The sequence below is a fragment of the Pseudomonas sp. GW821-FHT05D12 genome, assembly GCF_059419825.1.
Genome location: NZ_JBWKSN010000004.1, coordinates 40,278 through 66,586, shown reverse-complemented (window position 1 = coordinate 66,586; position 26,309 = coordinate 40,278). Strand labels below are relative to the sequence as shown.

The 26,309-nt window shown below is 60.4% G+C and carries 23 protein-coding genes; 3 read left to right on the top strand and 20 right to left on the bottom strand.

Annotated elements, in window-relative coordinates; all coding sequences use genetic code 11:
* Positions 1-7: 7 nt before the first annotated feature.
* From AC07SI_RS08350 to AC07SI_RS08330, 5 genes are all read right to left on the bottom strand, one after another.
* On the bottom strand, positions 8-2,158 hold the full coding sequence (locus tag AC07SI_RS08350; protein ID WP_495005525.1) for a lipase family protein: 2,151 nt from the start codon (positions 2,156-2,158) through the stop codon (positions 8-10).
* 12 nt (positions 2,159-2,170) lie between these two features.
* Positions 2,171-2,953 (bottom strand): hypothetical protein, encoded by a 783-nt coding sequence (locus AC07SI_RS08345; protein WP_495005524.1) that lies wholly within the window; start codon positions 2,951-2,953, stop codon positions 2,171-2,173.
* Complete coding sequence (locus AC07SI_RS08340; protein WP_495005523.1) at positions 2,946-3,782, bottom strand: DUF4123 domain-containing protein; 837 nt, start codon at positions 3,780-3,782, stop codon at positions 2,946-2,948. The genes AC07SI_RS08345 and AC07SI_RS08340 overlap by 8 nt, the downstream gene beginning before the upstream one ends.
* A complete protein-coding gene (locus AC07SI_RS08335; RefSeq protein WP_495005522.1) occupies positions 3,782-5,800 on the bottom strand; it encodes a type VI secretion system Vgr family protein in 2,019 nt (672 codons plus the stop codon). The genes AC07SI_RS08340 and AC07SI_RS08335 overlap by 1 nt, the downstream gene beginning before the upstream one ends.
* Positions 5,801-6,101: 301 nt before the next feature.
* Positions 6,102-7,088: a diaminopimelate epimerase gene (locus AC07SI_RS08330; RefSeq protein ID WP_495005521.1), complete on the bottom strand. Its 987-nt coding sequence runs from the start codon at positions 7,086-7,088 to the stop codon at positions 6,102-6,104.
* A 348-nt stretch (positions 7,089-7,436) separates the two neighbouring features.
* Here AC07SI_RS08330 and AC07SI_RS08325 point away from each other — a divergent pair, with 348 nt between their 5' ends.
* Complete coding sequence (locus AC07SI_RS08325) at positions 7,437-8,588, top strand: MFS transporter (RefSeq protein ID WP_065907177.1); 1,152 nt, start codon at positions 7,437-7,439, stop codon at positions 8,586-8,588.
* A gap of 49 nt (positions 8,589-8,637) precedes the next feature.
* On the opposite strand, the gene AC07SI_RS08320 is transcribed toward AC07SI_RS08325, so the two are convergent.
* From AC07SI_RS08320 to AC07SI_RS08250, 15 genes are all read right to left on the bottom strand, one after another.
* A complete protein-coding gene (locus tag AC07SI_RS08320) occupies positions 8,638-9,540 on the bottom strand; it encodes a hypothetical protein (protein ID WP_495005520.1) in 903 nt (300 codons plus the stop codon).
* A 203-nt stretch (positions 9,541-9,743) separates the two neighbouring features.
* Positions 9,744-10,142 (bottom strand): type III secretion protein, encoded by a 399-nt coding sequence (locus tag AC07SI_RS08315; RefSeq protein WP_256595130.1) that lies wholly within the window; start codon positions 10,140-10,142, stop codon positions 9,744-9,746.
* Positions 10,143-10,201: 59 nt separating this feature from the next.
* On the bottom strand, positions 10,202-11,191 hold the full coding sequence (locus AC07SI_RS08310; RefSeq protein ID WP_495005519.1) for a type III secretion effector protein: 990 nt from the start codon (positions 11,189-11,191) through the stop codon (positions 10,202-10,204).
* Positions 11,192-11,390: 199 nt separating this feature from the next.
* Positions 11,391-13,796 (bottom strand): TonB-dependent siderophore receptor, encoded by a 2,406-nt coding sequence (locus tag AC07SI_RS08305; protein WP_120448062.1) that lies wholly within the window; start codon positions 13,794-13,796, stop codon positions 11,391-11,393.
* A gap of 97 nt (positions 13,797-13,893) precedes the next feature.
* The gene (locus tag AC07SI_RS08300) at positions 13,894-14,868 is read right to left on the bottom strand and encodes a FecR family protein (protein ID WP_495005676.1); all 975 of its coding nucleotides are present in this window, start codon (positions 14,866-14,868) and stop codon (positions 13,894-13,896) included.
* A gap of 31 nt (positions 14,869-14,899) precedes the next feature.
* Positions 14,900-15,400, bottom strand: a complete 501-nt coding sequence (locus AC07SI_RS08295) for a sigma-70 family RNA polymerase sigma factor (RefSeq protein WP_065907182.1) — start codon at positions 15,398-15,400, stop codon at positions 14,900-14,902.
* A gap of 84 nt (positions 15,401-15,484) precedes the next feature.
* Complete coding sequence (locus AC07SI_RS08290) at positions 15,485-16,129, bottom strand: CGNR zinc finger domain-containing protein (RefSeq protein ID WP_495005518.1); 645 nt, start codon at positions 16,127-16,129, stop codon at positions 15,485-15,487.
* 96 nt (positions 16,130-16,225) lie between these two features.
* Positions 16,226-16,840: an adenylyl-sulfate kinase gene (gene cysC / locus AC07SI_RS08285; RefSeq protein WP_065907185.1), complete on the bottom strand. Its 615-nt coding sequence runs from the start codon at positions 16,838-16,840 to the stop codon at positions 16,226-16,228.
* A complete protein-coding gene (locus tag AC07SI_RS08280; protein WP_495005517.1) occupies positions 16,837-18,066 on the bottom strand; it encodes an MFS transporter in 1,230 nt (409 codons plus the stop codon). The genes cysC and AC07SI_RS08280 overlap by 4 nt, the downstream gene beginning before the upstream one ends.
* 10 nt (positions 18,067-18,076) lie before the next feature.
* Positions 18,077-18,847, bottom strand: a complete 771-nt coding sequence (locus AC07SI_RS08275) for a class I SAM-dependent methyltransferase (RefSeq protein WP_213553559.1) — start codon at positions 18,845-18,847, stop codon at positions 18,077-18,079.
* 7 nt (positions 18,848-18,854) lie between these two features.
* On the bottom strand, positions 18,855-19,991 hold the full coding sequence (locus tag AC07SI_RS08270; RefSeq protein ID WP_213553561.1) for a hypothetical protein: 1,137 nt from the start codon (positions 19,989-19,991) through the stop codon (positions 18,855-18,857).
* Entirely contained in the window at positions 19,988-20,713 is a 726-nt protein-coding gene (locus tag AC07SI_RS08265) for an SDR family NAD(P)-dependent oxidoreductase (RefSeq protein ID WP_106804600.1), read from the bottom strand. The genes AC07SI_RS08270 and AC07SI_RS08265 overlap by 4 nt, the downstream gene beginning before the upstream one ends.
* A gap of 10 nt (positions 20,714-20,723) precedes the next feature.
* Entirely contained in the window at positions 20,724-21,452 is a 729-nt protein-coding gene (locus AC07SI_RS08260; protein WP_495005516.1) for a sulfotransferase-like domain-containing protein, read from the bottom strand.
* Positions 21,449-22,525: a transaldolase family protein gene (locus AC07SI_RS08255; RefSeq protein WP_495005675.1), complete on the bottom strand. Its 1,077-nt coding sequence runs from the start codon at positions 22,523-22,525 to the stop codon at positions 21,449-21,451. The genes AC07SI_RS08260 and AC07SI_RS08255 overlap by 4 nt, the downstream gene beginning before the upstream one ends.
* Before the next feature lie 169 nt (positions 22,526-22,694).
* Positions 22,695-23,402, bottom strand: coding sequence for an HAD family hydrolase (locus AC07SI_RS08250; protein ID WP_065907202.1), 708 nt, complete (start codon positions 23,400-23,402; stop codon positions 22,695-22,697).
* Between the two features lie 254 nt (positions 23,403-23,656).
* Between AC07SI_RS08250 and AC07SI_RS08245 the strand changes: the two genes are divergently transcribed.
* Together AC07SI_RS08245 and AC07SI_RS08240 are read left to right on the top strand one after the other, a co-directional pair.
* Positions 23,657-24,457 (top strand): glucose 1-dehydrogenase, encoded by an 801-nt coding sequence (locus AC07SI_RS08245; protein ID WP_106804602.1) that lies wholly within the window; start codon positions 23,657-23,659, stop codon positions 24,455-24,457.
* Positions 24,450-26,276 carry a glycoside hydrolase family 15 protein gene (locus AC07SI_RS08240; protein ID WP_495005515.1) on the top strand — a complete coding sequence of 609 codons (1,827 nt, stop codon included), beginning with the start codon at positions 24,450-24,452 and terminating at the stop codon, positions 26,274-26,276. The genes AC07SI_RS08245 and AC07SI_RS08240 overlap by 8 nt, the downstream gene beginning before the upstream one ends.
* Positions 26,277-26,309: the final 33 nt, after the last annotated feature.

Genomic DNA, 26,309 nt, shown 5'->3' with positions numbered 1-26,309 from the left:
GCCCGGCTCAAACGATGGCGTCGATATCCAGCGGCTGCGCCCTGCCCCACTCAGTTTGCGTGGGAGCAGGGATGCTCGCGACTTGCGGCAGCGCGTGGTTTTCACGGTGGCTGAACCAACGCTTGAGGCTGGGTTGCAAGTGGGCGGCCTGGGCCTGACTGCCGTAGACATCGCGCGCTTCCAGGCGTCGCCAGCGCAGGGTTTCGAGGCGCTCGCGGCTGGTGTGCAAACGGTCGATCTCGGCGTTCAACGGCTCGTGGTGCTCATAGGCACGGGCGTTGATCGGCTGGCGACGGGCGAGCTCGCGGCGTTTGTCGCGCAGTTGCTGACGCATGGTCTCCAGCGCATGGTCGAGCCATTCGAACTCCCGCGCGGTCACCAGCGGGCTATTGCTGTCGACGGCTTGTTGCCAGCGGCGCAACGTCGCCCAAGCGGCAGGAATGTAGCTTGCGGTCATGAAGTGCTGACTGGCCTGGAACAGCTGTTTTAACAGGTTGTCACGATCAGGCATGTCGCCATGAAGTTGCAGCGCACGATTGCAGCCGGCTTCCTGGATCGACTCGCAACCCGGCTTCCACAACACGGAAGAGTGCGTGCCATCCGGCAGCACGATCGGCATGAAGTGTTGCTGCTCACCATGGTGCTGGTAGGGGTTACCGCCAAAACGCACCAGGCCAGCCGCGAACAGCAGCCCGCCCGGTGTGGGCAGGCTGAATAGCGTGATGGCGCCGGGAACCCAGAGTTTTGCGGTGGTGTTCATCCACGGTGCCGGGACGCTGGGCACCGGGTCGTTGTGGTTGACGATACGGTGGTGGACGAGGGTCGAAGCGCCGTGGGTGAACTCGGCATCCGCGGCACGGGGGGCGCCGTAGGTGTAGAGAAGGATGTTGTAGGTACGATCGGGAGTACGGCGCAGCCCTTCTGCCAGCAGCAACGCTATTGCCCCTCCAAGGCTATGGCCGCAAATGATCACGCGTTGCCCGATGTGAAATTGGCCGAGGTAATGCAGCACGAAATCACGCATGGCCCGATAAGCCTGATAAAAACCTTCATGGGCCTTGCCGACACCATCGGCGAACGCCACCTGATGGGCGTTCGCATCCCGCAGTACGTCTGCATTGCTGACGGTGCCTCGCACGGAAATCAGGATCACCTCCTCGTGGTGAGTGATGAAGGCCTGGGTGTCAGTGCCGAATTTTTCATCATCGAAAAAGTGTAAGCGCGCGGGGTGCTCCTGCTCGTCCCCAAGCGCCGGACGATTTTGTGGGTACAACTCAGGATCAAAAGGCAGGATCTCGAATCGCCGGGAATAAGGTACGTCCTCATAGAGCGGATAAAAGCGCTGCGGGTGGTCCGGGTCGATCCGCCAGGCTTCCTGGTAGCCCGCCAACTGCTCGGCGAATAGATTTCCGACACTGGGATCGAGTGGAAAATGAACTTCATCCACGGGATGATTCGGCGGTGCCTGACCGAAATCGCAGTAACTCAACGCCGCGAACAAGGCCAATTGATACAGGTTCAAGGCACAGAATTCGTCTTGCGTGGACAGGATCGGGCGCAGGGCTCGCAACGGGCGCACTTCGAGGACAGTGTGCCTGTCGGGGAACAGCACGACTCCCGCGAAGCTAGGCTGGGGTGGGCCGAAGCCCAGGTCGGCCATCATTTTCAGTGCGTGACGCTTGGGGCGGTGGGGCGTGGGTGTCACCGGGGGAAGATGCGCGATATGCCGAACCAGATCGCTGACTTCTACCTGATAAAACTGGTCTGCTTTATTCCCGGCAGGGTGACGCTCGGTTGGGCGGCCATTCGTGTTTGAGAAGCGTGTTTGTTCAGCGCGGATCTGCAAGTCAGTGATGGGTAATGGGTAGGTTTTACGCTGCTGCAATGTCGAATAATAGCCAACTCGCGTTTCGGATGAAGCATCAAAAACCAACACGACGGGTCCTTTACAAAGCCCCTCTAACTTAGCAACTCCCCCTTCAGTCAAACGCCCTTTGTAACATCCCCCGGCACTGTCAAAAACTTCATACCTGAGTCCTCCGTAGGGTTTTCCATCCCCTGACTCATCCACCAGACAGAAGCTCAGCCAAGCGCCACTCAGTGCGCAAACGGGCATTTTTTCATTGAAAAAAGAGTGCTTCGATCGTTCTATCACCATGACTGGATATCCTTATTCAGTACAAGTTGGATATAGCTCGCAAATTCGCCCATCGGGCATTTTTATGGGTTTGAAGTCGACGGTATTGCCGTTGCAGAAAGCGTACAGGTCCTCAAAATTGTCTCCCAGGCAGCGTTTCCATCCATTAGGAAAGCGAACCCAATTGTCGCCCATGTAAGGCAGTTCCTCGGCGGCCAGGCCTATCTTTACCCGTACCTTTTTCCCTGCCAGCTCACCTCGTACCAAACCACCGCCCGTGCGGGATTTATCCGGTGGATCGACTGCACTCAAAGGGTCGCATTTAAGAACCTTGATAATCGCGTGCTGTGGCCCTGCCGTTCGAAACAACCATTGGCATTGCCCGGACAGCTCCTGGACGCCCGATTCCGGCATCCCCGGCCTATCCCTCTCCGAGTGATCGCGGATGGAAATGCCGCCAAAAGCCCCGCCGACATCCGTACTGCGCTTCCCCCACTTCGCATTGAAATCAAACGCCACATTGCGCAATACCAGTGGGCAACCGTCGACCGTTTCAGTAAGGGGAAGCTGGTAGCTCACACGACTGGCCACGGGCGTGAACTCGGTAAAGAACACCTTTCGCTCCGGCCTCTTGCCTCGACGCCGTGGCAAGGTGCAGAGCTCTCCTGTGGCAGGCCTATAGTTGGCGGCCGTTTTAAGTTCAAATTCCGCCGGCAAGTCCACCTCCAGCGTGAAACTGTCCACCGGCCTCGCCGTACACCCCCAAAGCCCCATCACACAGAGCGCCAGCCCTGCCCTGCAGATTTGCCTAAACATCCTGCTGCTCCATCAAACGCCACTGATTCACCATGCGGTCAAAGTGCTCGACGGGCGTTTCACCCACCCTTGGCGACCATTGGAAAACGCTGCTACGAATGGTTTCTGCCAAGCGCCTCACGACGAGAAATTCCAGCTGTTGCGGCCTGTCCCACTGCCATGCGCGTGCTTGCTCAAGCACTTGGCTCAACCAGTCTTTCGGGTCGTGGAATTCCACCAATGCCGCCAGGTCTTCACTGTGTTCAGCCAACAGGTAGCGCAGGATATTGGCGTGGAGGATGGCCCTGATGTTTGGATTTGGCGTGTTCAGCCAAGGGGCTGGATCGGGTACCAGGTAGTCACCGGGGGCTGGATTGTCGCGGCAGCGCCAGCCGCCTTCGTGCCAGTAGCACAGGCTGACCACTGGGCCGAGGAATGCCGGCCAGTCCTCCGCCGGCAAATGATCCAATGCGCGTGCCAGCGTGCGGTTGTCGTGAAAGCGATACAACGCCTGGGCGGCCTTCGGTCCGATCAACAGGCGCTCGCGCCAATGGGCTGTCACGCACACCAAGTCCTCGTCCGGCAAGCTGCCCAGCCAGCCCCAGTTCGTTTCAGGCGTTTGTAGAAGGTTGAGTAAGGCGGGCTCGTCCATGTACTCCAGCAGCACGATCACCGGACCTGTCTGCGCCAATTGCGCCACGGTGGTCTCGGCGTAGACGCGGCGATACTGCAACAGGCTGCGCACTGATAGCAGGGGTTGATGCGCCGTGTGGTCGCCCTCGAGAATCAGGCACAGCCGGCGTCCGGCCTGCTGCTGTTCGGCGATCCATTGGCCTGGGATGCTCGACATCAAGCAGCCCTCCCCGGAACATCACACGGGCTTTCACGGCAACATTCGCAGACGGGGCAGAAATCGGCCCCCAACTGGCGCGCCAAGGCCATCATCACGCCCTGCTCCGCACTGGCTTTCGGCGCGTCCACGTGCTCTCCAGAAGCCGCCGACTGAATCGCGGACGGCGAGCCGCCGAGGGTGATCGGGCGACTGCTGAAAATGCCGCCCGCCTGAATCACCAGGTGCTCCCCACCTGCCTGGAAGCTCAGCTGTGCGCCGGCTTGGATAACCAGACTGGCACCCGCCTTCAGTTGCAGTTGTTGCCCAGCTTCGATCACCACGGTCCGGCCAATGTGAGTGCGGCTATCACCCTGCACCTCCAGGTGATCGCTCGCTTTGAGGACAACCTTGCGATCACCGGTAACGTGACGATGCTCCTCGCTTTCCAGCTGAGTGGTGCTTAAGCCCCGGATGATTTCATGTCGCTCCCCCGCCACCTCCAGACGGCTGTCATGGCCAACCTGCTGCTCCAGGTCGCGCTGGGCCCGCAGGTAGATAAGTTCTTCGCCACGCCGGTCTTCGAGGTACAGCTCGTTGGAACCTGAGTCGCCGACGACGCTGCGGCTGCGCAGCACACTGCGGGTCTTGTGCTGCGGCAACGGATAGGCCGGCCTGTTCGCCGCATTCGGCAGGCAACCGCTGATCAAGGGCTGGTCCGGGTCACCTTCAAGAAACGTCACCAGCACTTCCATGCCGACTCGCGGGATCATCATGGCGCCAAATCCGTCACCGGCCCAACTGGACGCTACCCGGACCCAGCAACTGCTCTTGTCATCGTTCTTGTCCAGCCGGTCCCAATGAAAGCGTACTTTCACCCGGCCATACATGTCGCAGTGGACCTCTTCACCGGCAGGCCCGGTAACAGTTGCCGTCTGGCTGCCGTTAAGGAGCGGTTTGGAATGGTTGAGGGGCGGCCGGTGCACCGCTCGCCAAGGTGTCGCGGTGAAGCGATTGCGGTAGCCCGTAAATTGCTCAGCCTCTGAGGTCGCCTCCTCCAGTACCTGCGGTTGACGCCCCTCATGACGTACCGACGTGATCAGCCACAGGTCATTGCACACGGGATCGGGATGATCGCGCAACTCGAGGAAATGCCCACTGCGCAACGCTGGTTGATCGCTCTTGCCGAGCACCCGATGGCGGTCGCGTTGCTGACGCTCCAGCCCCCGACGCGCCAATCGTCGGCCGTGGGCATACCCGGTAAACCCCGCCGGGTAGCGATAGTCCTCGAGGGGGTTCGCCGAGGCTGGCCCCGCGTACTCCTGCAGGCGCAGTGCAGGGTGTTCGAAGTCGCGATCGCGGCGCACGGTTTTCTGGCTGCGTGTGGCCAGGCGCCTATCGAAACGCTGGATAACCTGCGCCTCGGCCTGTGGCCCGCCGGCCGCGCTGTAGCGCTGCGCGGGCAAGCGGCGAAATACCGTCTGGTCATCGCCGAATACCAAGAGGTGAGCGTCGGCGCTGTGGCGAAAATGATAGTGAATGCCCTCCTCCTCACACAGTCGCTGGATGAAGTGCAGGTCGCTTTCCGCGTATTGCACACAGAACGTGCGTGGCGGATACACCACGGGGCCCAGCTCGAACACGTAGGCGTCCGCCAGGATGCCGTGGTGTTCGAGAACGGCTGCAATGATCTGCGGCACGCTGCGGTGCTGGAAAATTCGCTGGTCGAACCGATGGGCGAGATTGGCCAGGCGCGGTGCAAGGGTCAGGTGGTAGCGGGTGAGCCGCCGACCCGGATCATCCCGGCCAATGGCATAGACCTGCCCGTGCAAGCCTGCGCTCTCCTGTGCGAAGTCCAGATAGGCTGGCTGGTGAAGCAGCTCCTCCAGGTCGACCGAAGGATTTTCACTGATCAACTCCACATGGATGAAAAACGGCTGATCCAGGACTTCAGTGCCTTTAAACGCCAGCACCTGGAAGTCGGTATTCATACCTGAAAGAATCAATTTGAAACGTGATTCGACAAACGCCTCGACCATCCGCTGTTACCCGCCATCCACTCATGCGCTGAAAGACTTTCTCTCTTCAAAAGGCCGAATGATCGCCGAGAAAAAGTACCTGAACGCCTTGAAGCTTAGCGATTTCGGGGGAAAGACAGACCATGCGAAAACAAAAAAGAAGTTTCGCACAATGAATCTGGAAGTATCTTTTACAAGATAAAAACATGAGCCAAATGGCCACTTCTTAATATCAAGAAATGCCCTACAACAACTTAGCCCGCATAACTAAGCAATAGAGAAACGCCCGACACCTTATGCCTATGTCGGGCGTTTGAAAAACTTACGTCTGCACGCGGGCCGTCCCGAAGAGGCTGACGCTCAGCAACGTTTCAGCCTGAGCCTGCAAACGCACTGGCGCGGTGCCACCCGGCATCACCACCGTGACATCACCACTCCCGACCCACCCCGCACGCCACGCCGCACATGCGACCGCGCTCGCGCTGGTCCCGGAGGACGCGGTAGGCCCTTCGCCCCGCTCGAATACCCGTGCGATAAGCCGATTGGCGGATTCGCGTACAACCCATTGCAAGTTGACCCCGGCCGCACACGGCTGCCCGCCTCCCGCAGGGGGCGCGAAGGCAATCGCCTTCAGCGCCTGGAACAACCCTGGCTGTTGCATCTGCAGATTGTCCGGCAAGCCCGACACCTGCTCGACCAGGGTCACACAATGGGGATTGCCCACCCGCACAAACTGACTGCGTGCCCACTGCGCATTGAGTGCCGACAACTCGCTCACGTGGCTCATTTCAGCGCCATTCAAAAAGGTCGATTCAACCCCCTGCGCGCCCACGGCCGATGGCCCGAACTCGGGCAGCCCCAACGCCAGCCAGAACCCCGCCTTCTGCTCATGGACTGCAGGTTCGATTCGGGTCGCGGTGGGCGTCGGCACATCCGACTTATCGTGATGCACGCGCAACTCACAGGCTTGCGTCATCAAGCCCTGATCCGTGAGCGCCTGGCCGAAGATCGTCAAGCCGTTGCCACTGCGCTCGGCTAGCGAGCCATCGGTGTTGACGATCAACAGATCGAACGGCGGGTCAGCCTGAAACGGCCCGACCAGCAGGCCATCGCAACGGTGGGCCTTGGCGTGCGCAGGCTTGGGACTCGCCCCCCAGCCACACTCGGACGCGATAGCCGCCGCCGTCCACCCCGTGCGCGCAGCCGCTGCCTGGCCCGCACTGTCGGGTACATCCACGCCTCGGGTACGTAAAAAGGCCGGGCTGACCACGGCATAGATGTTGCCGCGTGCGTCGTAGAACAGCGTCATAGCGCTGCGTGCCTGAGAATGTTCATCGGTTTATCCGTCTGGTTGCCTGCTTATACGCTCGGCAGCGTATTACAGAACCTGACGTTTGTGGGAGACGGCCTGGAAGGTGGTAATCCACCGCAAGAGACCCGGGGTTCACCAGTTCCCGCAGGGATTACACACCTTCAAGGCCGTCTCCTACGCACTCGATAATCCCTGTGTGGTTACCCACCTTGATTGCGTTCCGCGACTGTAAAAAGAAAATTCCCAACCGCCCATCCCAACGGAACCCGGCTCGCTCCTCAAGGCCTGATGTGCAACGATGTCACGCCGGACATCGTTCGTTGAACGCAAAACCAAGGATTTTTCATGACTGCCATCCCCACCTCAGCGCCCGTGGTTCCCGGGCGACTGGAGCAAATGTCGACCCGTATCGCCTTCTTCATCGCCGGTTTCGGTATCGCCGCCTGGGCCCCCTTGGTGCCGTATGCCAAGGCGCGCGCGCAACTGAGCGAAGGCACGCTGGGGCTGTTGCTGTTGTGCCTGGGGGTGGGCTCGATCATCGCCATGCCGGCAGCGGGCGCACTGGCGTCGCGCTTTGGCTGCCGGCGGGTGCTGACAGCCGGCACCATCATGATCTGCCTGGCCCTGCCGATGCTGGCCACGGTCACTTCGATTCCGTTGCTGATGGCTGGCTTGTTCCTGTTCGGTGCCGGCCTGGGCACGGTAGATTCCACGGTCAACCTGCAGGCGGTGATTGTCGAGCGAGCCAGCGGAAAAACCATGATGTCGGGGTTTCACGGGTTGTTCAGCCTGGGAGGGATCGTCGGTGCGGCCGGTGTCGCCGGGTTGCTCGGGCTCGGCCTGTCACCCTTGCAGGCGACCTGGGTGGTGATCGCGGTGATGGTGGTGGCGCTGCTCAAGGCCGGCCCACACCTGTTGCCCTATGGCAGTGAAAGCTCAGGGCCGGCCTTTGCGGTTCCCCATGGCGTGGTGCTGTTTATCGGCTGCCTGTGTTTTATCGTGTTTCTGGCCGAGGGCGCGGTGCTCGACTGGAGCGCGGTGTTCCTCAGCGCCGAGCGCGACCTGGATGAAGCCTACGCCGGCCTGGGCTACGCGGCTTTCGCCTTGACGATGACGGCCGGGCGCTTGACCGGTGACGCCATCGTGCGGCGCCTGGGCGCGACCTGGGTGATCGTCGCCGGTGGCGCGCTGGCGGCGGCCGGTATCTTTATCGCCACGCTGTCCCCCGCCTGGGAAATGGCGTTGCTGGGCTACGCCCTTGTCGGCGCCGGGTGTTCAAATATCGTTCCGGTGCTCTACACCGCCGTCGGCAAGCAGAACGTCATGCCGGAGCACATTGCCGTACCGGCCATTACCACCCTGGGGTATGCCGGTATTCTGACCGGGCCTGCCGTGATCGGGTTCATTGCGCATGGCAGCAGCCTGGCAACGGCGTTCCTGTTGATCGGAGGATTGCTGGTCGTGGTGGCGGTCAGCGGCAAAATACTGCGGGTATGAAGGAAGAAAACATGAGCTTCCCGAGTCTGTCAGGAAGCCCATGCATGATTTATCTGCCCTTTTCTTCCTTGTCGTTCTTCAACCAGCGATCGAGGCTGTAGTTCTTCAACCAGCCATCATCGTTATGGCTGCCGAAGATGTTGGTTCCGTTAGCCTTGGTGCTGTCCAGCGAGGCCAACAATCCTGGTCGTTCGACCAGGTTTTTGGCCACATATACTTGCTGTTCGCTGTATTTTTTCTTCGGGAACCCAGTGGCCATGTCCCGCACCACCTGACCATTTTTGTCGATTTCGTCAGGGTCCTTGCTCATCTCGATGATCGTATCTTTCTTCACATACCGGTGCTTCTCGAAAAAGAAGGTGCGGTCTTCCGACGTGTCCCGCAGATCATCAAACATGCCCCTGAATGCCTCTACAACCTGCGCGTTGGTTTTCGCATGGAAGGGGTCGAGGCTCTGGGTGTTGGGGTTGGTATTACCAATAATCAAACTGGTGGCTTTTTCAAGGCTGTCCAGGGTGATTTCACCGCCCTTGCCAACAATGCCCTCGCCCAGTCGCGGGCGATTGAGTATCTCCCGGGCCAGCATGATTGTCCGATCGTGGACCTTACTCTCGCCGGGTTGTTCTTTAGCTATGTCCGTCAATGAGCTCAGGGTCAGGCGACCATCTTTCTTGAAATCACCCAACATCGAATAAACGTTACTCAGTTGGGTCGCCAACAGGTGGTCGTCCGAGCTGACATAAGGGTTCCCCGCGCTCGACATGCCGCCGTAGAGGTTTTGGCCGTCGAAATGCCGCTGGGCACCGTTCGCGAACTTATTATCGTAAGGTTGTGCAGTGGGCAGCGATTTGCCCAGCGCCCGCGCGTCTACCCCTGGTCGGGCGTGGCCATTCCCCGTCGGTATATTCACCCCGGGCAAGAAGCCCCCTGGATTATTGATACTGAAACTCATAGTTCATCTCCAGCATAGTTAGATTCCACGGATCGGCTTCTGGTTGTTCGATCGGTGAAAACACCGCGAAATCAACAGCCAGCGATTAAGTGGTGGTCGCAAGACAGTGGTTCCGGAGAAAGACCAAATCGACCCGAGTAAACCTTGATTGTTTGTAACGATCGGGAAGGAGCCGTCGAAGGGGCGTCAGTCGACCCGGCAGATCAACTGGTTTTCTGCTTGCGCCACCAAGCGGCCAGGCTATTGAGCAGGCCGGTGTTTTTCAGCGAGGAGGCATCAGCATGGGCGCGCTTTTCCTCGACCTGCATGCCCCTGGAAAAATCATCCGCGACGGGTGCCTGGAATTTGCGCTGGTCGACAAAAGCTTTCATCCGCTGGGTTTCGACCGCGTGTGCATTCGATGCAATGATGGGATCCCGCGCTGCGGCATCCGTTTCTGCCCCCGTCAGCGCCTCTGCAGGCGGGGTACGAAAAAGCTCTTGGCAGCCGGGCTGGGGAGAACGAAACGAGGTTGATGTCATTGGCGAGCCCTCACTGTGAATCTGAAAGCGACCGGCCTGATTGAAACCGGTAGGTACAGCCTGTGTGGCAAATTGGCGCAAACAGTTCCTGAAACAATTGAACCAGGCACCGCATCCGGCGTGCGGCGCCTGGACATGGGTCAGCGGGATAGATAACGCAGCATGGCCTGGGTGATACGGTTACCGGAGCTCGCCAGGTTGAGCGCATTGGTACGCTTGAACATTTCCTGGGCCAGTTGGATGAGGTGATCCTTGGGGGAATCGCCGGTAAGGCTTTGGCCAGCCAGTTCTCGCAGATCGCTGACGGTCAGGTCTCGCCCGAATCGGCCTTTGAGCTGGTTGTAGTGTTCGAGCATTTCACCGAACAGGTCTTTGTCAGTCTTGAATTGGAAGTAGTTGGTTCCATTGATGACGGCGTTGAGACTGGTCCGGTCGATCAGCCCATCGAGTGCACCGGTGGAACCATGACGATCAAGCGCACTCATCAGCCCCGGGTCCCGTAGCAATGCTTTTGCCAGGCGAATGTTCTCGTTGACGGCTGGGTTAGGCGACCAGCCCTTATTGGCCATGGCTCGAATACTGTCAACGCTGACATACCCAGGGTTCCTGGGGTCCCTGAAGGCGCCGTATTTGGCACTCAACTGTGCAGCCAACTCATTACGACTCATTAACGAGTAGTCCAGGCCTGGCCCGCCGGGCACGGTGGGAAAAGGCCTGGGTGGCGGATTACTGATGACCGGCATCGGGCGTGGCGGTGGATTGCTCCAACCAGGATGCGGCCTCGGTGGTGGGTTACCCCAGCCTGGATGCAGGGGTGGACGATGCCCGCCAAACCATTGGCCCACCCAATGCTTGATCTGGCCCAAGGCGCTCGACGTCGCCACTGCGCCGCCATGGCGACTCGAGTCAGCCGCAGACGTCGTTGTAGCCGTGGCCGACTGAGGCGCGCCGAATACCGGTCCGGCGTGGCTTTCTCGAGACTGGAAGCTGACGCTTGCAGCGCTTTGCCCCATGAAGGTTGGCGCGGCAGGCGCCGGGCCACGGGCTTTGGCCTGGGGGCTGGACTTGGCCTGAGAAAGTTCAGGGCCTGATGAAGCAGGTGTGGGTTTATCGAGCATCGATACCGACATAGGTTCCTCCGTTACGGTGGGCGCGATTTTCAGCCTGTCGCTCCAACCACAATGTCGAAGCCCATCAGCTAGCCCATGTGTGGCGCTGTGTCGGAATTGGTTCCTGAGCGAGCAGCAACATGCGCTGTGTCGGTGTAGGAAAAACAGGCAAAAAAAATCGCAGCCTCAGGGAGCTGCGATTTTCCTCCACCGATGCGGATCAGAAGCCGACGCTGGCTTGCACAAAGAACGTACGTGGCTCGCCCAGGTACAACCCGGAGTTGTTATCACTGGAACGGGTGTAGTGCTGCTGGTCGAAAACGTTCTTCACGCCGACGCCCAGTTTGAGGTTCGACAATTGCTCGCCGAAGTCATAACCACTGCGCACGTTGACCGAGACATAACCTGGGATATCACCGTACTGGCCGTCCGCCGTGCCCTGGGTGATATAGGTACTGGTGGTCCCCGGTGCGCGCTGCCCGGACTGGGCGTACACATCCAGGTTGTGGGTCCAGTGGTTGATGTCGTAGCGCAGGCCGAGGGTCGCCACTTCACGGGAGTACAGCGGCAGGTCGCGGCCCTTGAACGGCACGTCACCTTCCGAGGTGGCTTTGGTGTAGGTGAAGCCGGCGTTGGCGGTCAGGCCGTCGAGGCGCGGGTCGAGGTTCGACAGGTCATAGTGGGCCGACGCTTCGATACCGGTGTGCTTGGTGGCACCCAGGTTGGTCCAGCCCACGTCGTTGCTGACGTATTGCAGCTCATCCGAGAAGTCGATGTAGAAGAACGTCAGCTCGCCGCCCCACACGTTGTCGTTGTAGCGCGTCCCCACCTCGTAGGTCTTGGCCTTTTCCGGGTTCAGGCCGTTGGCGGTCTGGTCGCCCGTGCCGCCCTGGCCCAACTGGAAGTATTGCAGGCTGCCGAACGAGGTTTCGTAGTTGGCGAACAGTTTCCAGGCATCGGACACGTGGTACATCACGCTCAGGGCCGGCAACGGCTCGTTGTTGTTAACCTCGCGGCGCTTTTCCGCCACCGCCTCGCCCTTGAGCCCGACCACCGGCCGGTCGTGCCATTCGGTACGAATGTCTTCAAAGCGAATGCCCGGGGTGATGGTCCACTTGCCGATATCGATTTTGTTGTCGATATAGAAAGCATTGGCCTCGGTGCCACCGGTGCGATCCTGATAGACGTGGCCATCATTGAAGCCGACCGGCGTCGGTACGTTGTCGACCAGTTTCAGGCTGGTGGCTTGCTCGTGCATGCCTTCCTTGAGGTAGCGATAACCCAGGCTGACTTCCTGGGTGCTCGGGCCCACGTCGAACACATGAGACACCCGCGGCTCGATGCCAAAGGTGTAGTAGGTGCGCGGGTAGGAGCCGATGCTTCCCAGGTCGCGGTTGGCGATGTTGCTGCCACGGAAACTGTCGGAATAGTAAGTGAGGACTTCGGCCTGGGTACGGTCATCGATCTGGCGGATGTACTTGAAGGACACGTCCTTGCGGCGGCCGCTGAAGTTGTCCCAGTCACGTACCGATTGATACGGGTTGGCGTCGAACTGCTTCTGGGTCAGGCCGCCGGGCATATCGGCGCTGGCGTCGTAGTAGTGGAAGTTCAGCGAGAAGTCGTCTTGATCGGTCGGCGCCCAGTGGGTCTTGAAGATCACGTCGTCGATGTCATTGGAGTTGTTGCTGTTGCGATAGCCGTTGCCATTCACCCCGGAATACAGCAATGCCACGCCGATGCCATTGTCGGCGGTGCCACCGATGAAGGCGTTATCGATGTGTTTCCAGCCGCCATGGGCGGACGTTTGCAGGGTGCTGCCGACTTCCCCGGAGAATTTCTCGGGGATCGCGCGGGTCACGAAGTTGATCACGCCGCCGACGTTCTGCGGCCCATAACGTACGGAGCCGGCGCCGCGCACCACGTCGATGCTGTCCAGGTTGCCGGCGGAAATCGGCGCCATCGACAGCTGCGGCTGGCCATAGGGCGCGAACGCCGCCGGTACGCCGTCGATCAGCACCGTGGAGCGCGGCGACAGGCGCGACGTCAGGCCACGTACACCGACGTTGAGGGAAATATCACTGCCGCCGGTGCCGTTGGATTCCTGCACCTGCACGCCGGGCACGCGGCGCAACACGTCACCAACGTTCATCGCGCCCTGCTCGACCATGGCTTCGCGGCGGATCACCGTACGCGCGCCGGGGTGGTTCTGCACCACTTCGGCGTTGGCATCGCCGAGCCAGTCACCGACCACCTTGATGTCGGTGGCACCCAGTTCCAGCGGCGAGCCGGCTTCACCAGTGCCGCTGTTCAACGGGCGCAAGGTCACGGAACCGGCGTCGATCTGGTAGTCCAGGCCGCTGCCTTGCAACAATTGGCGCAAGGCTTGTTCAGGGGAAAGGTTGCCGTCGACCGCCGGAGCCTGCTTGCCGGCGACCATGTCCGGGCTGAAAAACACTTGCAGGGACGTCTGCTGGCCCAATTGGCTCAGCGCTGCGCCCAGGGGCTGGGCCTGGATGTGGATGCCCTCGGCGGCGTAGGCGGCCGGCAGCGCAGCGCTGACAGCAAGCGCCAGCGCGAGTGGCGCCCAGCGAGAGATTTTATTGTTGTTCACGGCAAGTTTTTTCACGTCGAACCTAGTCCTGTGATCGCAAAAGTACGCGGCTGTTAATGCAAACCAGTTGCAGTTGCAGGAGAAGACGAAGAACTCGGAAAAAACCTGAATGTCAGCGTGAAATAATTTCCTGGCTGCCGTCCGGCAAGGTGCGCAAGGCCACCGGCAGGATATGTGGCAAGGCCTTGAGCAAGGCGTCGGTGTCGTTGGCCTTGAACACACTGGTCAGGCGCAGGTTGCCGACTGCCGGTGTGCTGACCCGCAGTGGCTGCTCGCGATAACGCGAGACTTCGCGTGCGACTTCGCCCAGCGGGGCGTTGTTGAACACCAGCTTGCCCGTACGCCAGGCTGTCAGCTCCTCGGCGTTCACCGCGTAGGCCGTTGCCACCTGTCCCTTGCGGTCGACATGCGTACCCAGGCCCGCCGTCAGTGTCACCACGGTGTCTGCAGCCTGCCCTTGCACCTTCACGGTACCGGCCTCGACCGCTACGCGGGTCTGGTCGTCATCGCGACGCACATCGAACCGCGTGCCGGTGACCGTCACCTGCCCTGCCCCGGCGGCCACCACAAAGGGCCGGCTGGTGTCGTGCTCGACGCTGAACATCGCCTCGCCCTGCTTGAGCTCCACGCCGCGCAGGCCTTTTTCAAAATGCACGGAGACGATGCTGCGGCTGTTGAGGTCCATCACGGAACCATCCGGCAAGGCCACCTGGCGATGCTCACCCAGGCGGGTGCTGAACTCGGCAGTGTAGGGTTTTGGATGGTCGAGGCCGCTGAACAGCCCCAGCCCCACGGCCACGGCGACCACACTGGCCGCCACCGCATAACGCAACACGGCGCGGCGCTTGGGGCGCTCGGCGGGTGCTTCGCACAATGCCTGCAGGCGCGCCCTGGGCAGCAAGTCGGTGGCGCTCCACAATCCCTGCAGCACATCGAACTCGTATTGATGCTCGGCGCGCTCATTGCGCCAGGCGTCGAATCGTTGGCGCTCTTCAGGGCTCAGGTCGGCGTCTTGAAGACGTACGAACCATTGCGCAGCTGCATCGCGAGCCTCCTCACTGCCGCAGGCACGTTCAACGTTATCCATCATGGAAGGTCCTGTAAAAAGCGGGCGTGGGTCATGGGGCCATCGCGTCCAGGCGGTCACGCAAATGCCGCAGGGTGCGGATCATATACTTTTCCACCATGTTTTTAGACAACCCCAGGCGTTCGGCGATTTCTTGCTGGGTCAGGCCCTCGATTTTCTGCCAGATGAAAATCTTGCGGCAGTTGAGGGGCAGCTCGGCCAAGGCCCGTTCTATGGAGTCCGCCAACTGGATCGCGTGCATGAAATGCTCCGGGTCGCCGCTGTGGGGCGAGCTCTGATCACAGGTTTGCAGGGCCATGGCTTCGCGACGGTCTTCGCGCCGATAAGCGTCCACTGCAATATTGCGCGCGGTCTGGTGCAGGTAGGCGCGCGGTTGCTCGACCTCGGAAGATTTTGACTCAAGCACCCGCACAAAGGTGTCATGGGCCAGGTCTTCGGCCTGCTGACGGTTTCTCAGGCGGCGCGTCCACGTCCCGACCAACTCTTCGTAGTGTTCGAAAAAGCCTGTTCTGCGGGGCGGCTGAGGGATCATCGCGGGAGCACTGGGGAGGCGGGGCGTGAATAGTAATGCTTCCTATTAAGTCGAGCAATTGCTACCCGTCGCCCGTGGCACTCGCTATGGCTGGCTGGCCACCTGCCGGAGACGGCTAAGCTTCTCTCGGCTGCCGCAGACGCTCATCTGGCACCACTTGCGCAGTTTGTTCTTGGAGATGTCCAGGAACACCCAATCGCAGTCGGTGGCCGTGCAACTCCTCAATGCCTGAAGATCACCGGACACCAGCATGTGCGTGGCCTCGATGGCAAGGCGGCCCAACACCATGGTGGTGAGTTCCTGCGCGGTGGTGCAGGGTTTCCACTCCCAGGCAGGCTTGCCATCCACCGAGCGCAGCAGTCGCCAGGCAACGCCCTGCTGGAATGCCAGGTTGATCTGCTGCAATGGCGCATCGGGCGCGGCCTGTTGCAATGACAACGGATAGAACACGGCGTACAGGCACTCCCTGAACGCGATGATCGCGTCCAGGTCGGGCTGATACGAAATCGGCGACTCAAACACCATGGGCTTGTAGTCATCGAACTCTTGCGCCGAGATCAACGAGGCATGGAGCGCCCATTCGAAGAAGAACTGAAAACTGGTCAGCCGCTCTTCGATCACCTTGAGGGTGGTGCCGGGACGCCGGCCATTGGTGGTATTGATAAAGTCCAACACCCGGGCCCCGCCAATCAGACGGATCGATTTTGCAGTGCCCGTAAAATGCGTCATGTCTGCTCCTTAGAAAACGCGGTCTTGCGGCGATGCCGCAGATTACCTTGTTTTCTGAAAAGGCTGACAGTGTGATACCGACGCAAAGACCAACGGCTACGTGCGCGCGTCGTTACGTGCGACCCAATCGAGGATCGCCTCGACGGACTGCTCGACCGACAGCGCCTGGGTATTCAAGTGGACTTCCGGAAAGATCGGCAGGTCATACCGCGAATCAATACCGGTGAAGTTCTTGATCAGCCCGGCGCGGGCCTTTTTATACAGGCCCTTGGGGTCGCGTTGTTCGGCGGTTTCCAACGGCGCATCCACATGCACTTCCACAAACGACTCATTGCCGATGATCGAGCGCGCGTAGTGCCGGCTGGCCGCCGACGGCGAGATCAGCGCGACGATCACGATCAGCCCCGCCTCCAGCATCAGCCGCGCCACTTCGGCGACGCGCCGGATATTCTCCTCGCGGTCGTTGTCGGTAAATCCCAGGTCCCGGCACAGCCCGCCTCGCACGGAGTCGCCGTCCACGATGCAGGTAAATCGCCCCTGGGCCTGCAGGGCAATGTCCAGCGCATCGGCAATGGTCGACTTGCCGGAGGCAGAGATGCCGGTCATCCAGATGACCAACGGCCGTTGCTTCATGCGCGGGTGTTCGGCGCGTAGATGGCTGAACGCAAACGCATGCAGGTTCTGGCCTGGACCTTGCGCAACATAGCTCATGGCTGCTCTCCCGCCGTCATCGAAACAGGCTGTTTACCCAACATGAACACCATTACGCATTGCGCGAACAACAAGAGCGCAACCACCCAATAGACGCTTGAGAACGACCCCGTCAGGTCCTTGGAAAACCCGCCGAGGAAGTTACCGCACACGCCCCCCAGGCCGATCAGGACATTGGCGATGCCAAAGGCCTGGGTCAGGCGGCTGACCGGGACGATTTGCCCGATGTAACTGGGGACAAGCCCGAAGATCGGGTAGAACGCCAAAGCGAACAAAAAGGCCGCGAGGTAGAACAGTGGAAGGCTGTTGAAACTGAACACCAGGGTGGCGGCAAGCCCCGCGCTCAAAAAGCACATCGCCAGGGATGCCCGCACGCCGACCTTGTCGGCGATCCACCCGACCAGAAACCCTGACGCCATGCCCACGGCACCGATGGTGGTCCAGATAAACCCGGCATCCTGCACCGAAACACCCAGCTCATCGCGAAGAAAAGGCGCCAGGTATGTCTGGAACGGCAACAGTGCCATGCCGTTGAGAAAAGCGATGGCCCAGGTCAGGTACAGCGAACGACTCAGCCAGGGCCGATCACCGCCCGCCACTGCCGAGTGCTCCCCGGCAAAGCCGACATCCTGGCTCGCCCCCAGGTTACGCAACAGAAACCAGGCCACCAGGCACAACGCCACGGAGATCAGGCCGGCGGTGAGCCAGATCGAACGCCAGCCGCCGTTCAAGGTGAGAAACGAGACCAGCAATCCATTGATAAACACCCCGTAGCTGGTGCCGCTGGAAATCAGCCCCATGACCCGCGAGCGATTTCCCGGGCTGAAGCCCTTGGTGACGATCTCGGCCAACGGGATATACACCGAGGCGGAACAGCCACCGAGCAGAATCAGCAGCGCGCCGGACAGCCAGATGTTGTCGCTGATACTCAAGCCCAGCAGCGCCAGGGAGGTCATCACGGTGGACACCAGGCTGATTTTCCAGCCCTCGAAAAACCGGCTGATATAGCTGGTGACCGAGGAAAACAGCAGGAAGCCGACCTGCGCGCCGCCGGTGATCACGCCGACCGTGGTGTAGTCGAAGCCGATGTCCCGGCGCATGTCCACCACGAGGTTGGCGAACAGGTAGACGCCGAACCCATAGGTGCTGGCCACGAAGCCGGTCAAGACCACCGCCAGCACCACACTGTCGAGGGTGCGGGGGTTGCTCTGTACGAGTGTACTCATGCTCTGACCCTCAGACGGCGCGCGCGGTGTGGATGACAAAATCACAGGTCATCATGTCGTAGTCGCGCTGGAAATCACCGTAGCTCTCATGCGCGCCAAACCCGGACGCAAGCACTTCGGTGGCCAACTTGCCCGGCAACAACGGATACACCTTCAAGCGATACTGTTCGGTCTCATCGAAGGTGTAGATGAACTCACATAGGTGTTGATCGACGTGCCCCAGGGTCACGCAGGCGTTGGTGCCGCAATAGTAGTAATTGCCGCTCGCCTTGAAGTTGCCCGCGCGAATCGCGAAGAAATTGCGCTGATCCACAATCAGCAGGCCGCCCGGCTTGAGCAGTGCCCTGAACTTCTCCAGCACCCGCAATCGATCATGGGCTTCAAAGACGTGGCACAGCGAACTGCCCAGGCACACCACCGCGTCGAACTTGCCCAGCACGGTAGGATCCAGCGCGAGCCAATCCATGTAGTGCGATTCGATCTCCAGGCCGCGTTGCCGGAAGTTTTCCCGCGCCTTGGTCAGCATGGTGCTGCTGCCGTCCGTGGCCACTACCTCAAACCCTGCTTCCTTGAGCTGGACCGCGTGGAAGCCGCTGCCCGTCGACACATCGATCACCGAGCGCACACCGTGCTGGCGCAACAGCTCTTCAAAAAAGCCGCCCTCCCCGGCCTTTCGTTTTTCCCAATCGATCAACTCGTCCCAACGCTCCACGAAGTCTGCGGAGTATTGCGTGGCATAACTGGCGACTTCGCTGTGTTTGCGCCCTGACATCTGATTCATCACACACCTACCAAGTTGAATTTTTGAAGGCCAGGTACTTGCTCGCCAATTCCCGGGCAAAGTCGGCGGACTGCTCGATGGACATGGTTTGCTTGGAGTACCCCAGCAGCGCCTGCATGACGGCCATGCATTGCGGGTTGTAGGTGACCGATCCGTCACAGTGGATTTCGTCGATGCCATCCTGGCCCTGGCAGATGCTATTGATGCGCACCGCCTCGTCCTGGGGGCAGGCCTCGCTGAACTGCACGTCGATCCGCCCCTCGTGCAGCTTCACCGGATAGCCACCCGGCAGCCCAAGCGGGCCCGGTGCATGCACCCACACCGGCGTGGGGGAAAACAGGCCCTCGATGACGGTGACCGCAGAGCAGGCCGTCAGGAACTGCCCATCGATCCCGCCCAGGCGGCGGAACTCGGATTTCACCGTGGAGAAGATCTCTGCGTCTGACAGGTGCGTTACTGGCGGCCGGTCGCGCACCTCGTATAACAAGCGGTAGCTGGCACGCGGCGGCAACCCACCGCGCGGCACGTAGTGGCTGAAGTAGTGCTGGGTATACAACTGCACCTGCACGTCGGCAGGCGCGCATTCGAGCAACCGCGCGATGGAAAGCTGCGTGGCCGGGATCAGGTTGGCCACGTTGCCTACGCCGATATCCGGCGCCAGACCGACCCTGGCCAGAATCGGATTGACGGCATCGGGGAAGGCCGCATTCACGGTCCTGGCCGAGATGCCGGAGGCTTTTACCGCCTGCATCAGGCAATGCATCAACGTCAGGTGCATAGGCAACCAGGGACCGAATTGCGCCTGGTCGAGTTGTTCGAACGATAACCTCGGCAAGCCGGTAATCACCCGCCACGATTGCAACGACGCGCAGTTCACCAGCATGTCCGGCGCTTCTTCACGCAGCACTCGCGTCACCTTGGGGATGTCCGTCAGGTCGGCGATCACCGGCTTGATTGCGATGTACTGGCCCAACTGGGCGCAGGACAGCGCCACCAGGTTGCACAGCCGGACAGTCGACTCTTCGTTGCGCCCCAGCACCACAAATTCGAAGGCGTTTTTTGGCCCGAGAATCTTCAGGATCTGCAGGCACAGGTTGCCGGCGCCCACCAGCAGCAGTTTTTTCTTGCGCAGGGACTGGCTCACCGTGGGTAGGCTCCGTTGTCCACGGGGATGACCTTGCCGGTCATGTGCCGGAAGCCCTCACCGATCAGCAGCAAAATCACCTCGGCCACGCCGCTGGGCAGGATGGGATCCTTGAGGATCTCCTGGCGTGCGTACTCCACACGGCGGTACTCGGGGATGGTGTCGTAGATCGCGGTCTCATGGATCAGCGCCGGCGAGACCGCGTTGACCCGCACAAACGGCGCGAAATTCCAGGCATTGGCCTTGGTCAGGCCGATGACCGCGGCCTTGGTCGCACCGTAGAGTGCGTCACAGCTGCCGACCTCGCCCGCTACCGAGGAAATATTGACGATGGCGCGCGGGGCCTCGTGCTTCATCTCGCGCTCGGCAAAATCCTTGGACAGATACACCAGCGCCTTGAGGTTCACATTGAGGATTTCGTCGATCTGCTCATCGGAATAGGCGTAGACGCTTTTGCCGTGGTAGATCCCGGCGTTATTGACCAGCCCGTAGATCGTTGTATGGCGCTCATACAGCGCGGGGATAAACCCCTTGATAACGGCGGGGTCGGAGAAGTCGGCGACGTGGGTCTCCAGGACCTCGCGGCCATGAAGCCCCTGCAGCCGTTCCAGGCCCTGTCGATCCTTGTCGGCCGCAATAACGAAGTAACCGTCTTTAATCGCCTGTTCGACAGTCGCCCGGCCGATGCCATTGGCCGCGCCGGTAATAATCAACTTCTTCATACCACAATCCTTATTGGCAAAATTCATTCATGCGCGCATAAAACGTGCGGTGGTATTCGTACAATTCCCGCAACTTCGGAAATTGATCGAGTACTGTCATATCAACTTGATGTTTAGCCGGTGAAATAATCCGCTCACTGTTTTCTGCCGCCACGTGCCAACTTCTCCAGGTTTTCCACTGGGGCGGGCATTCACGTTTCCACGTCATGGCGTGAGGCAGGAATTCAATCTCCAGGTAATCACAGAGTTTGCGTATTACCCGTTCCGGCTCAGCCGCCAGATCATCGGCATTGATCACATAGGGCACTGTTCCGGTCAGTTTGGTGACCACGCAAAAGATGTCATATAACGCTTTATGCCCAATGGCCTGGACAGGCATATCGGGATGGACGCGATGATGGGAAATAATGCTGCTGGCCGGTTCACGAATAAGAAAGATGTTGGCTTGTTGTGCGAGGAACCCAAGATCAACTTTCAAGTCATCCAGGCAGTGGTAGCACATGTCTTTATGAAACACATTGCTGCGCTCTTTAGCCGCCAGCAGGTGCTCTTTGATGCCCTCGTACGTGGTGGGCAAACTGTGGTCCCATTCATCCGAGGGGATCGCCGACGCCTCGGTAAACGCCATGTGCGCAAAAGGCTCGTGGAACACTTCAAAATCTCCACGCTCGATGAACACCCGTTCCAGCACGGTGGAGCGCGAGCGCGGGTGGGCCCACAATCCGATCATCTTGTTCATGCGATCACCCCGAATTCGGCAGCGAGCAGCGCGGTGAGCGACCGCTTGAACGGCTTCGCCACCGGGCAGAGTCGCACGCAGTAATCGGCCAGCCGCCGGTGCGCGCTGTTGGCCTCGTTGCAGGCGTTGATAAACGCCTCATGGTTGCCGAAGTCGTACGCCTCGATACTGTCGATGAAATAGGCTTCGCAGAAGTACGGAATCCGGATCAGCTTGGCGAAGATCGACGCCGGCGGCGTCAACGGCTGCGTCGCCGGGCCAACCGGCTTGCCGTGGCTCTCACGCTCGATCAGGAACTCCACCACGTCCGGCGTCAGCGTGTAGCAGGTCGCCTTCAGCCCGGTTTTTTCCAGGTGCCAGCAATGCTTGTTACCGCGCTCGTCGACATCGATCTTGATGCTGGACAGCAGGGTCTTGACCGGCACCGTCGACGCCGCGACCAGCGCCTGGATCTGCTCGTAGACCATCAGTTCGGCCCAGCGCAGTTCCTCCGGGCTCAGCGCCAGGCCGCGCTCCGCCGCCTGCAACGCAAATTCCGGCTGACAGGCAAAACGTCCGATCATGAAGGTAATCACGTGCCGGCAGTGACGGGTGTCGATACCGTGACTGCGTGCGGTCGCCATGCCCCGCTCGATGGCCTGCAGGCCGGCCTGGAACTGCGAGACCGTGAAGCAGAAGGTGATATTCACCGAACCGCCCCGGGCCACCAGGTATTCGACGGTAGCCATGCCCTCCAGGCTGCCGGGCACCTTGACCATCACGTTCGGCGCCAGCTGCTGCAGCTCCAGCCCGCGGGCCGTCATGCGTTCGATACAACGCACATCCACCGGGTCGACCTGCGCGCACATCCAGCCTTCGACCTGGCCCGACTGCACCCAGAGCGCCTGGAGCGCTGCGGCGCCCTCGGCTATCACTTCGTTGTAGAGCTTCTTGCGCAACTCTGCGGGCGACAGGCTCGCCAGGTTGAAGCGCGACGACCAATACTCGCGCTTGTCGAGAATCGCTGCGGTCACCAGCCGGGGGTTGGTGGTCACACTGCTGAAGCCGCTGCCCTGCGAGAACTCATCGGGCATCACCTGCTCGATATGCGCAATCGCCGCCGGGTACTTGTCCAGCAAGTGACTTTTAAAAGGCGCGTACACCACCGGCGATGAATCCCACCACACTTCTGAACCGGGGTCATTGGCCTTAAGCCGTTCTCTATAACCGTATACGCTCACAACGCCTCCTCCCTGAGTAAGGTCAATGATTAATAAGGGACAACACTTCACGCATATCGGAAAACGGTAATGCCCCGGCCGCTGCCAACTGTGCGTGGCGACTGGGCGGGCCAAACCCCAGCACTTTTATATGCGCTGCCATCGCCGCCTGGACGCCGGTGACACTGTCTTCAACTACCCAGGCGTCAGCGGTGTCAATGTTGTAAGTTGCACAAGCGGTTAAAAACACCAGCGGATCGGGTTTCCAACGGCCCAACTCATAACAACTGAATATCCGCCCCTCGAAGTAAGGCAACAGCCCGGTAATGCGCAGGCAATGTTCTATCTTGTTGCGCGGCGCACTCGACGCTACGCAATAAGGCACCGTCAAGGACTGCAGGACTTCAACCATTCCATCAGTGGCTTTCAAGTTGAGTGTCAGTGCCGCCAGGGCCTGGTGTCGAAAGTGTGCTTCGAACTGACTGTCCAACTCGATGTTTAATAACCCTTGCGCCTCGCGCAAACACTCAGCGATGCGACGACCGCGGAAGCGCTCGATATACGTTTCTTCATCCAGTTTGAAACTGCCCGTTACTTGGGCATTCAGCAGGGTAATCAACACAGACAGGGTGATTTCTTCACTGTGAACTAAGACACCGTCGCAATCGAAGATAATCAACTTGGGAGCGCGTAATAACGCAGCCCGTTTTTCCTGCTCTGGTAGTTCCCCTATAACGGCCGACAGGCACATACATTTCTCTTATAGGTGGCCCCGCGATGACATCCGAACTACCAACGGAGCGGGTTGAGGTGTGCCTATAAGACACGCGACAAAAAATCCTGTCAAACGCTTTTGAGCGGTTTTTTAGTATCTTATGGTTATTTCTTATTATTCTTTTATTCCATTTATCACCATGGTTGTAGTCGCTAAAATCACACGGATGAACTTCCGTTGCGCGGCGTCAGTCAGCTACTTGAACTCACGAATTTAAGGTCGGGTGGGCAATGCACATCTCGTTGGAGCAACAAGTGGCACTGGTGACAGGCGCCAGTTCCGGAATCGGCGCCGGCGCGGCCAAGGCGTTGGCCCAGGCCGGCGCCGCCGTCGTGCTCAATTACAACGCCCAGGCCGCACCGGCCGAAGCCCTGGCGGCCGAGATTAATGCAGAAGGCGGCCGGGCGATTGCCATTGGCGCCGATGTGTCCAAAGAGGCCGACGTAGAACGTTTATTCGCCCAGACCCTCGAGGCTTTCGGTCACCTCGACATCCTGGTGGCCAATTCCGGTATGCAAAAGGACGCCAACCTGGTCGACATGAGCCTGGACGACTGGAACAGCGTGATCGGCGTCAACCTCACCGGGCAGTTCCTGTGTGCACGCGCGGCCGTGCGTATCTTCAATCGCCAGGGCCTGCGTGAAGGCGTGTCGCGGGCGGCCGGCAAGATCATCCACATGAGTTCGGTGCACCAGCTCATTCCCTGGGCCGGGCATGTGAATTACGCGGCGTCCAAGGGCGGCGTGGAAATGTTGATGCGCACCCTCGCCCAGGAAGTCAGCGAACAGCGCATCCGCATCAACGGCATTGCGCCCGGCGCGATCCGCACCGCAATCAACCGCGCTGCCACTGAAGGCGCGGCAGCGAAGGAGCTGCTGAAGCTGATTCCCTACGGCCGTATCGGCGATGTGGAGGACGTGGCCAACGCGGTGGTGTGGCTGGCCAGTGATGCCTCCGACTATGTAGTGGGCAGCACCTTGTTTATTGACGGCGGCATGAGCCTTTATCCGGAGTTTCGTGGCAATGGTTGATTTGAATGACGAGCAACAAAGCGCCATCGATGCCCACGGCATCATTGGCGACATGCGCAGTGCCGCCCTGGTGAATGACAAAGGCAGCATCGATTTCTTCTGCTGGCCGGAATTCGACAGCCCGTCGATCTTCTGCTCGCTGCTGGACACCCCCGGTGCCGGGATTTTCCAACTCACCCCCGACCTGCCCAACGCGCGACGCGAGCAGATCTACCTGCCTGATACCAATGTGCTGCAAACCCGCTGGCTCAGCGACGAAGCCGTGGTCGAAGTCACCGACCTGCTGACCATCAGCGAAGAAATCGACGACCTGCCCCTGCTGATCCGCCGCGTGCGTGTGGTCAGCGGCAAGGCCACCCTCCACCTGCGTTGCGCCGTGCGCCATGATTACGCGCGCGCGTCCACCCACGCCGCCCTCGATAACGGCACCGTGTGTTTCACCGCCGATGGCCAGCCAGGCCTGCGCCTGGCCGGCAGCCACCCGCTGCAGATCGAAAACGACGCCGCCGTGGCGCACTTTGAGCTGGGCCAGGAAGAAGGCGCCGAGTTCGTGCTCGGCGGCCAGGACGATGAGCGCGTGGACAGCGGCTGCACCGACCTTGCACTGGCCCATACCTTGAAGTTCTGGCGCGGCTGGATCGCGCAGTCGAACTATCGCGGGCGCTGGCGCGAGATGGTCAACCGCTCGGCCCTGGCGCTCAAGCTGCTGACCTCGCGCAAACACGGCGCAATCATTGCCGCCGCGACCTTCGGACTGCCGGAAACCCCAGGCGGCGAGCGCAATTGGGACTACCGCTACACCTGGATCCGCGACGCCTCGTTCACTGTCTACGCCTTCATGCGCCTGGGCTTTGTCGAAGAAGCCAACGCCTATATGCGTTGGCTCAAAGGCCGGGTCAGCGACTGCTGCGGCCAGCCGACCAAGATCAATATCCTCTACGGCATCGACGGTCGCCAGGAGCTGCCCGAAACCCAGCTGGAGCATTTGAGCGGCCACGGTGGCGCCAAACCGGTGCGCATCGGCAATGAGGCGGTCGACCAGATCCAGCTGGATATCTATGGCGAACTGATGGACGCGGTGTACCTGGTCAACAAGTACGGCGAGGCCATCTCCCACGAGGGCTGGAAACACACGGTGGAAGTCACCGATCAGGTCTGCGAGATCTGGAACCGCAAAGACGTGGGCATCTGGGAGATGCGCGGCGAGCAGCATCACTTCCTGCATTCGCGGCTGATGTGCTGGGTGGCCCTGGACCGGGCGATCCGCCTGGCGTCCAAGCGCTCGCTGCCGGCGCCGTTCGCACGCTGGGACCAGACGCGCCAGGCCATCTACGCCGACATCTGGAGCAACTTCTGGAACGAGGAGCGCGGACACTTCGTGCAGCACATCGGCAGCACGGCGCTCGACGGCTCGATGCTGCTGATGCCGCTGGTGCGCTTCGTTGCCGCCACCGACCCGCGCTGGCTCTCGACCCTGGAAGCCATCCAGAAAAGCCTGGTGCGCGATGGCATGGTCTACCGCTACCGCAACGACGACAGCCAGATCGACGGCCTGCAAGGCACCGAAGGCGCGTTTGCCGCCTGCTCGTTCTGGTACGTCGAATGCCTGGCCCGCGCCGGGCAAGTGGAGAAGGCCCACCTGGAGTTCGAGCAACTGCTGCGCTACGCCAACCCGCTGGGGTTGTACGCCGAAGAGTTCGACAGCCAGGCCCACCACCTCGGCAATACACCCCAGGCCTTGAGCCATCTGGCGTTGATCAGCGCGGCCACCTTCCTGGACCGCAAGCTCAGCGGGGAGAAGACCACCTGGCAACCCTAAGGTGGGCTGTGCACAATGGGGCGCCCCTCGACC

Bases quoted from the DNA above. Each gene is read 5' to 3' on its own strand.
- AC07SI_RS08350 (WP_495005525.1), bottom strand. From the start codon at position 2,158: ATGGTGATAGAACGATCGAAGCACTCTTTTTTCAATGAAAAAATGCCC.
- AC07SI_RS08345 (WP_495005524.1), bottom strand. From the start codon at position 2,953: ATGTTTAGGCAAATCTGCAGGGCAGGGCTGGCGCTCTGTGTGATGGGG.
- AC07SI_RS08340 (WP_495005523.1), bottom strand. From the start codon at position 3,782: ATGTCGAGCATCCCAGGCCAATGGATCGCCGAACAGCAGCAGGCCGGA.
- AC07SI_RS08335 (WP_495005522.1), bottom strand. From the start codon at position 5,800: ATGGTCGAGGCGTTTGTCGAATCACGTTTCAAATTGATTCTTTCAGGT.
- AC07SI_RS08330 (WP_495005521.1), bottom strand. From the start codon at position 7,088: ATGACGCTGTTCTACGACGCACGCGGCAACATCTATGCCGTGGTCAGC.
- AC07SI_RS08325 (WP_065907177.1), top strand. From the start codon at position 7,437: ATGACTGCCATCCCCACCTCAGCGCCCGTGGTTCCCGGGCGACTGGAG.
- AC07SI_RS08320 (WP_495005520.1), bottom strand. From the start codon at position 9,540: ATGAGTTTCAGTATCAATAATCCAGGGGGCTTCTTGCCCGGGGTGAAT.
- AC07SI_RS08310 (WP_495005519.1), bottom strand. From the start codon at position 11,191: ATGTCGGTATCGATGCTCGATAAACCCACACCTGCTTCATCAGGCCCT.
- AC07SI_RS08300 (WP_495005676.1), bottom strand. From the start codon at position 14,868: ATGGATAACGTTGAACGTGCCTGCGGCAGTGAGGAGGCTCGCGATGCA.
- AC07SI_RS08295 (WP_065907182.1), bottom strand. From the start codon at position 15,400: ATGATCCCTCAGCCGCCCCGCAGAACAGGCTTTTTCGAACACTACGAA.
- AC07SI_RS08290 (WP_495005518.1), bottom strand. From the start codon at position 16,129: ATGACGCATTTTACGGGCACTGCAAAATCGATCCGTCTGATTGGCGGG.
- cysC (WP_065907185.1), bottom strand. From the start codon at position 16,840: ATGAGCTATGTTGCGCAAGGTCCAGGCCAGAACCTGCATGCGTTTGCG.
- AC07SI_RS08280 (WP_495005517.1), bottom strand. From the start codon at position 18,066: ATGAGTACACTCGTACAGAGCAACCCCCGCACCCTCGACAGTGTGGTG.
- AC07SI_RS08275 (WP_213553559.1), bottom strand. From the start codon at position 18,847: ATGAATCAGATGTCAGGGCGCAAACACAGCGAAGTCGCCAGTTATGCC.
- AC07SI_RS08265 (WP_106804600.1), bottom strand. From the start codon at position 20,713: ATGAAGAAGTTGATTATTACCGGCGCGGCCAATGGCATCGGCCGGGCG.
- AC07SI_RS08260 (WP_495005516.1), bottom strand. From the start codon at position 21,452: ATGAACAAGATGATCGGATTGTGGGCCCACCCGCGCTCGCGCTCCACC.
- AC07SI_RS08255 (WP_495005675.1), bottom strand. From the start codon at position 22,525: ATGCCCGATGAGTTCTCGCAGGGCAGCGGCTTCAGCAGTGTGACCACC.
- AC07SI_RS08250 (WP_065907202.1), bottom strand. From the start codon at position 23,402: ATGTGCCTGTCGGCCGTTATAGGGGAACTACCAGAGCAGGAAAAACGG.
- AC07SI_RS08245 (WP_106804602.1), top strand. From the start codon at position 23,657: ATGCACATCTCGTTGGAGCAACAAGTGGCACTGGTGACAGGCGCCAGT.
- AC07SI_RS08240 (WP_495005515.1), top strand. From the start codon at position 24,450: ATGGTTGATTTGAATGACGAGCAACAAAGCGCCATCGATGCCCACGGC.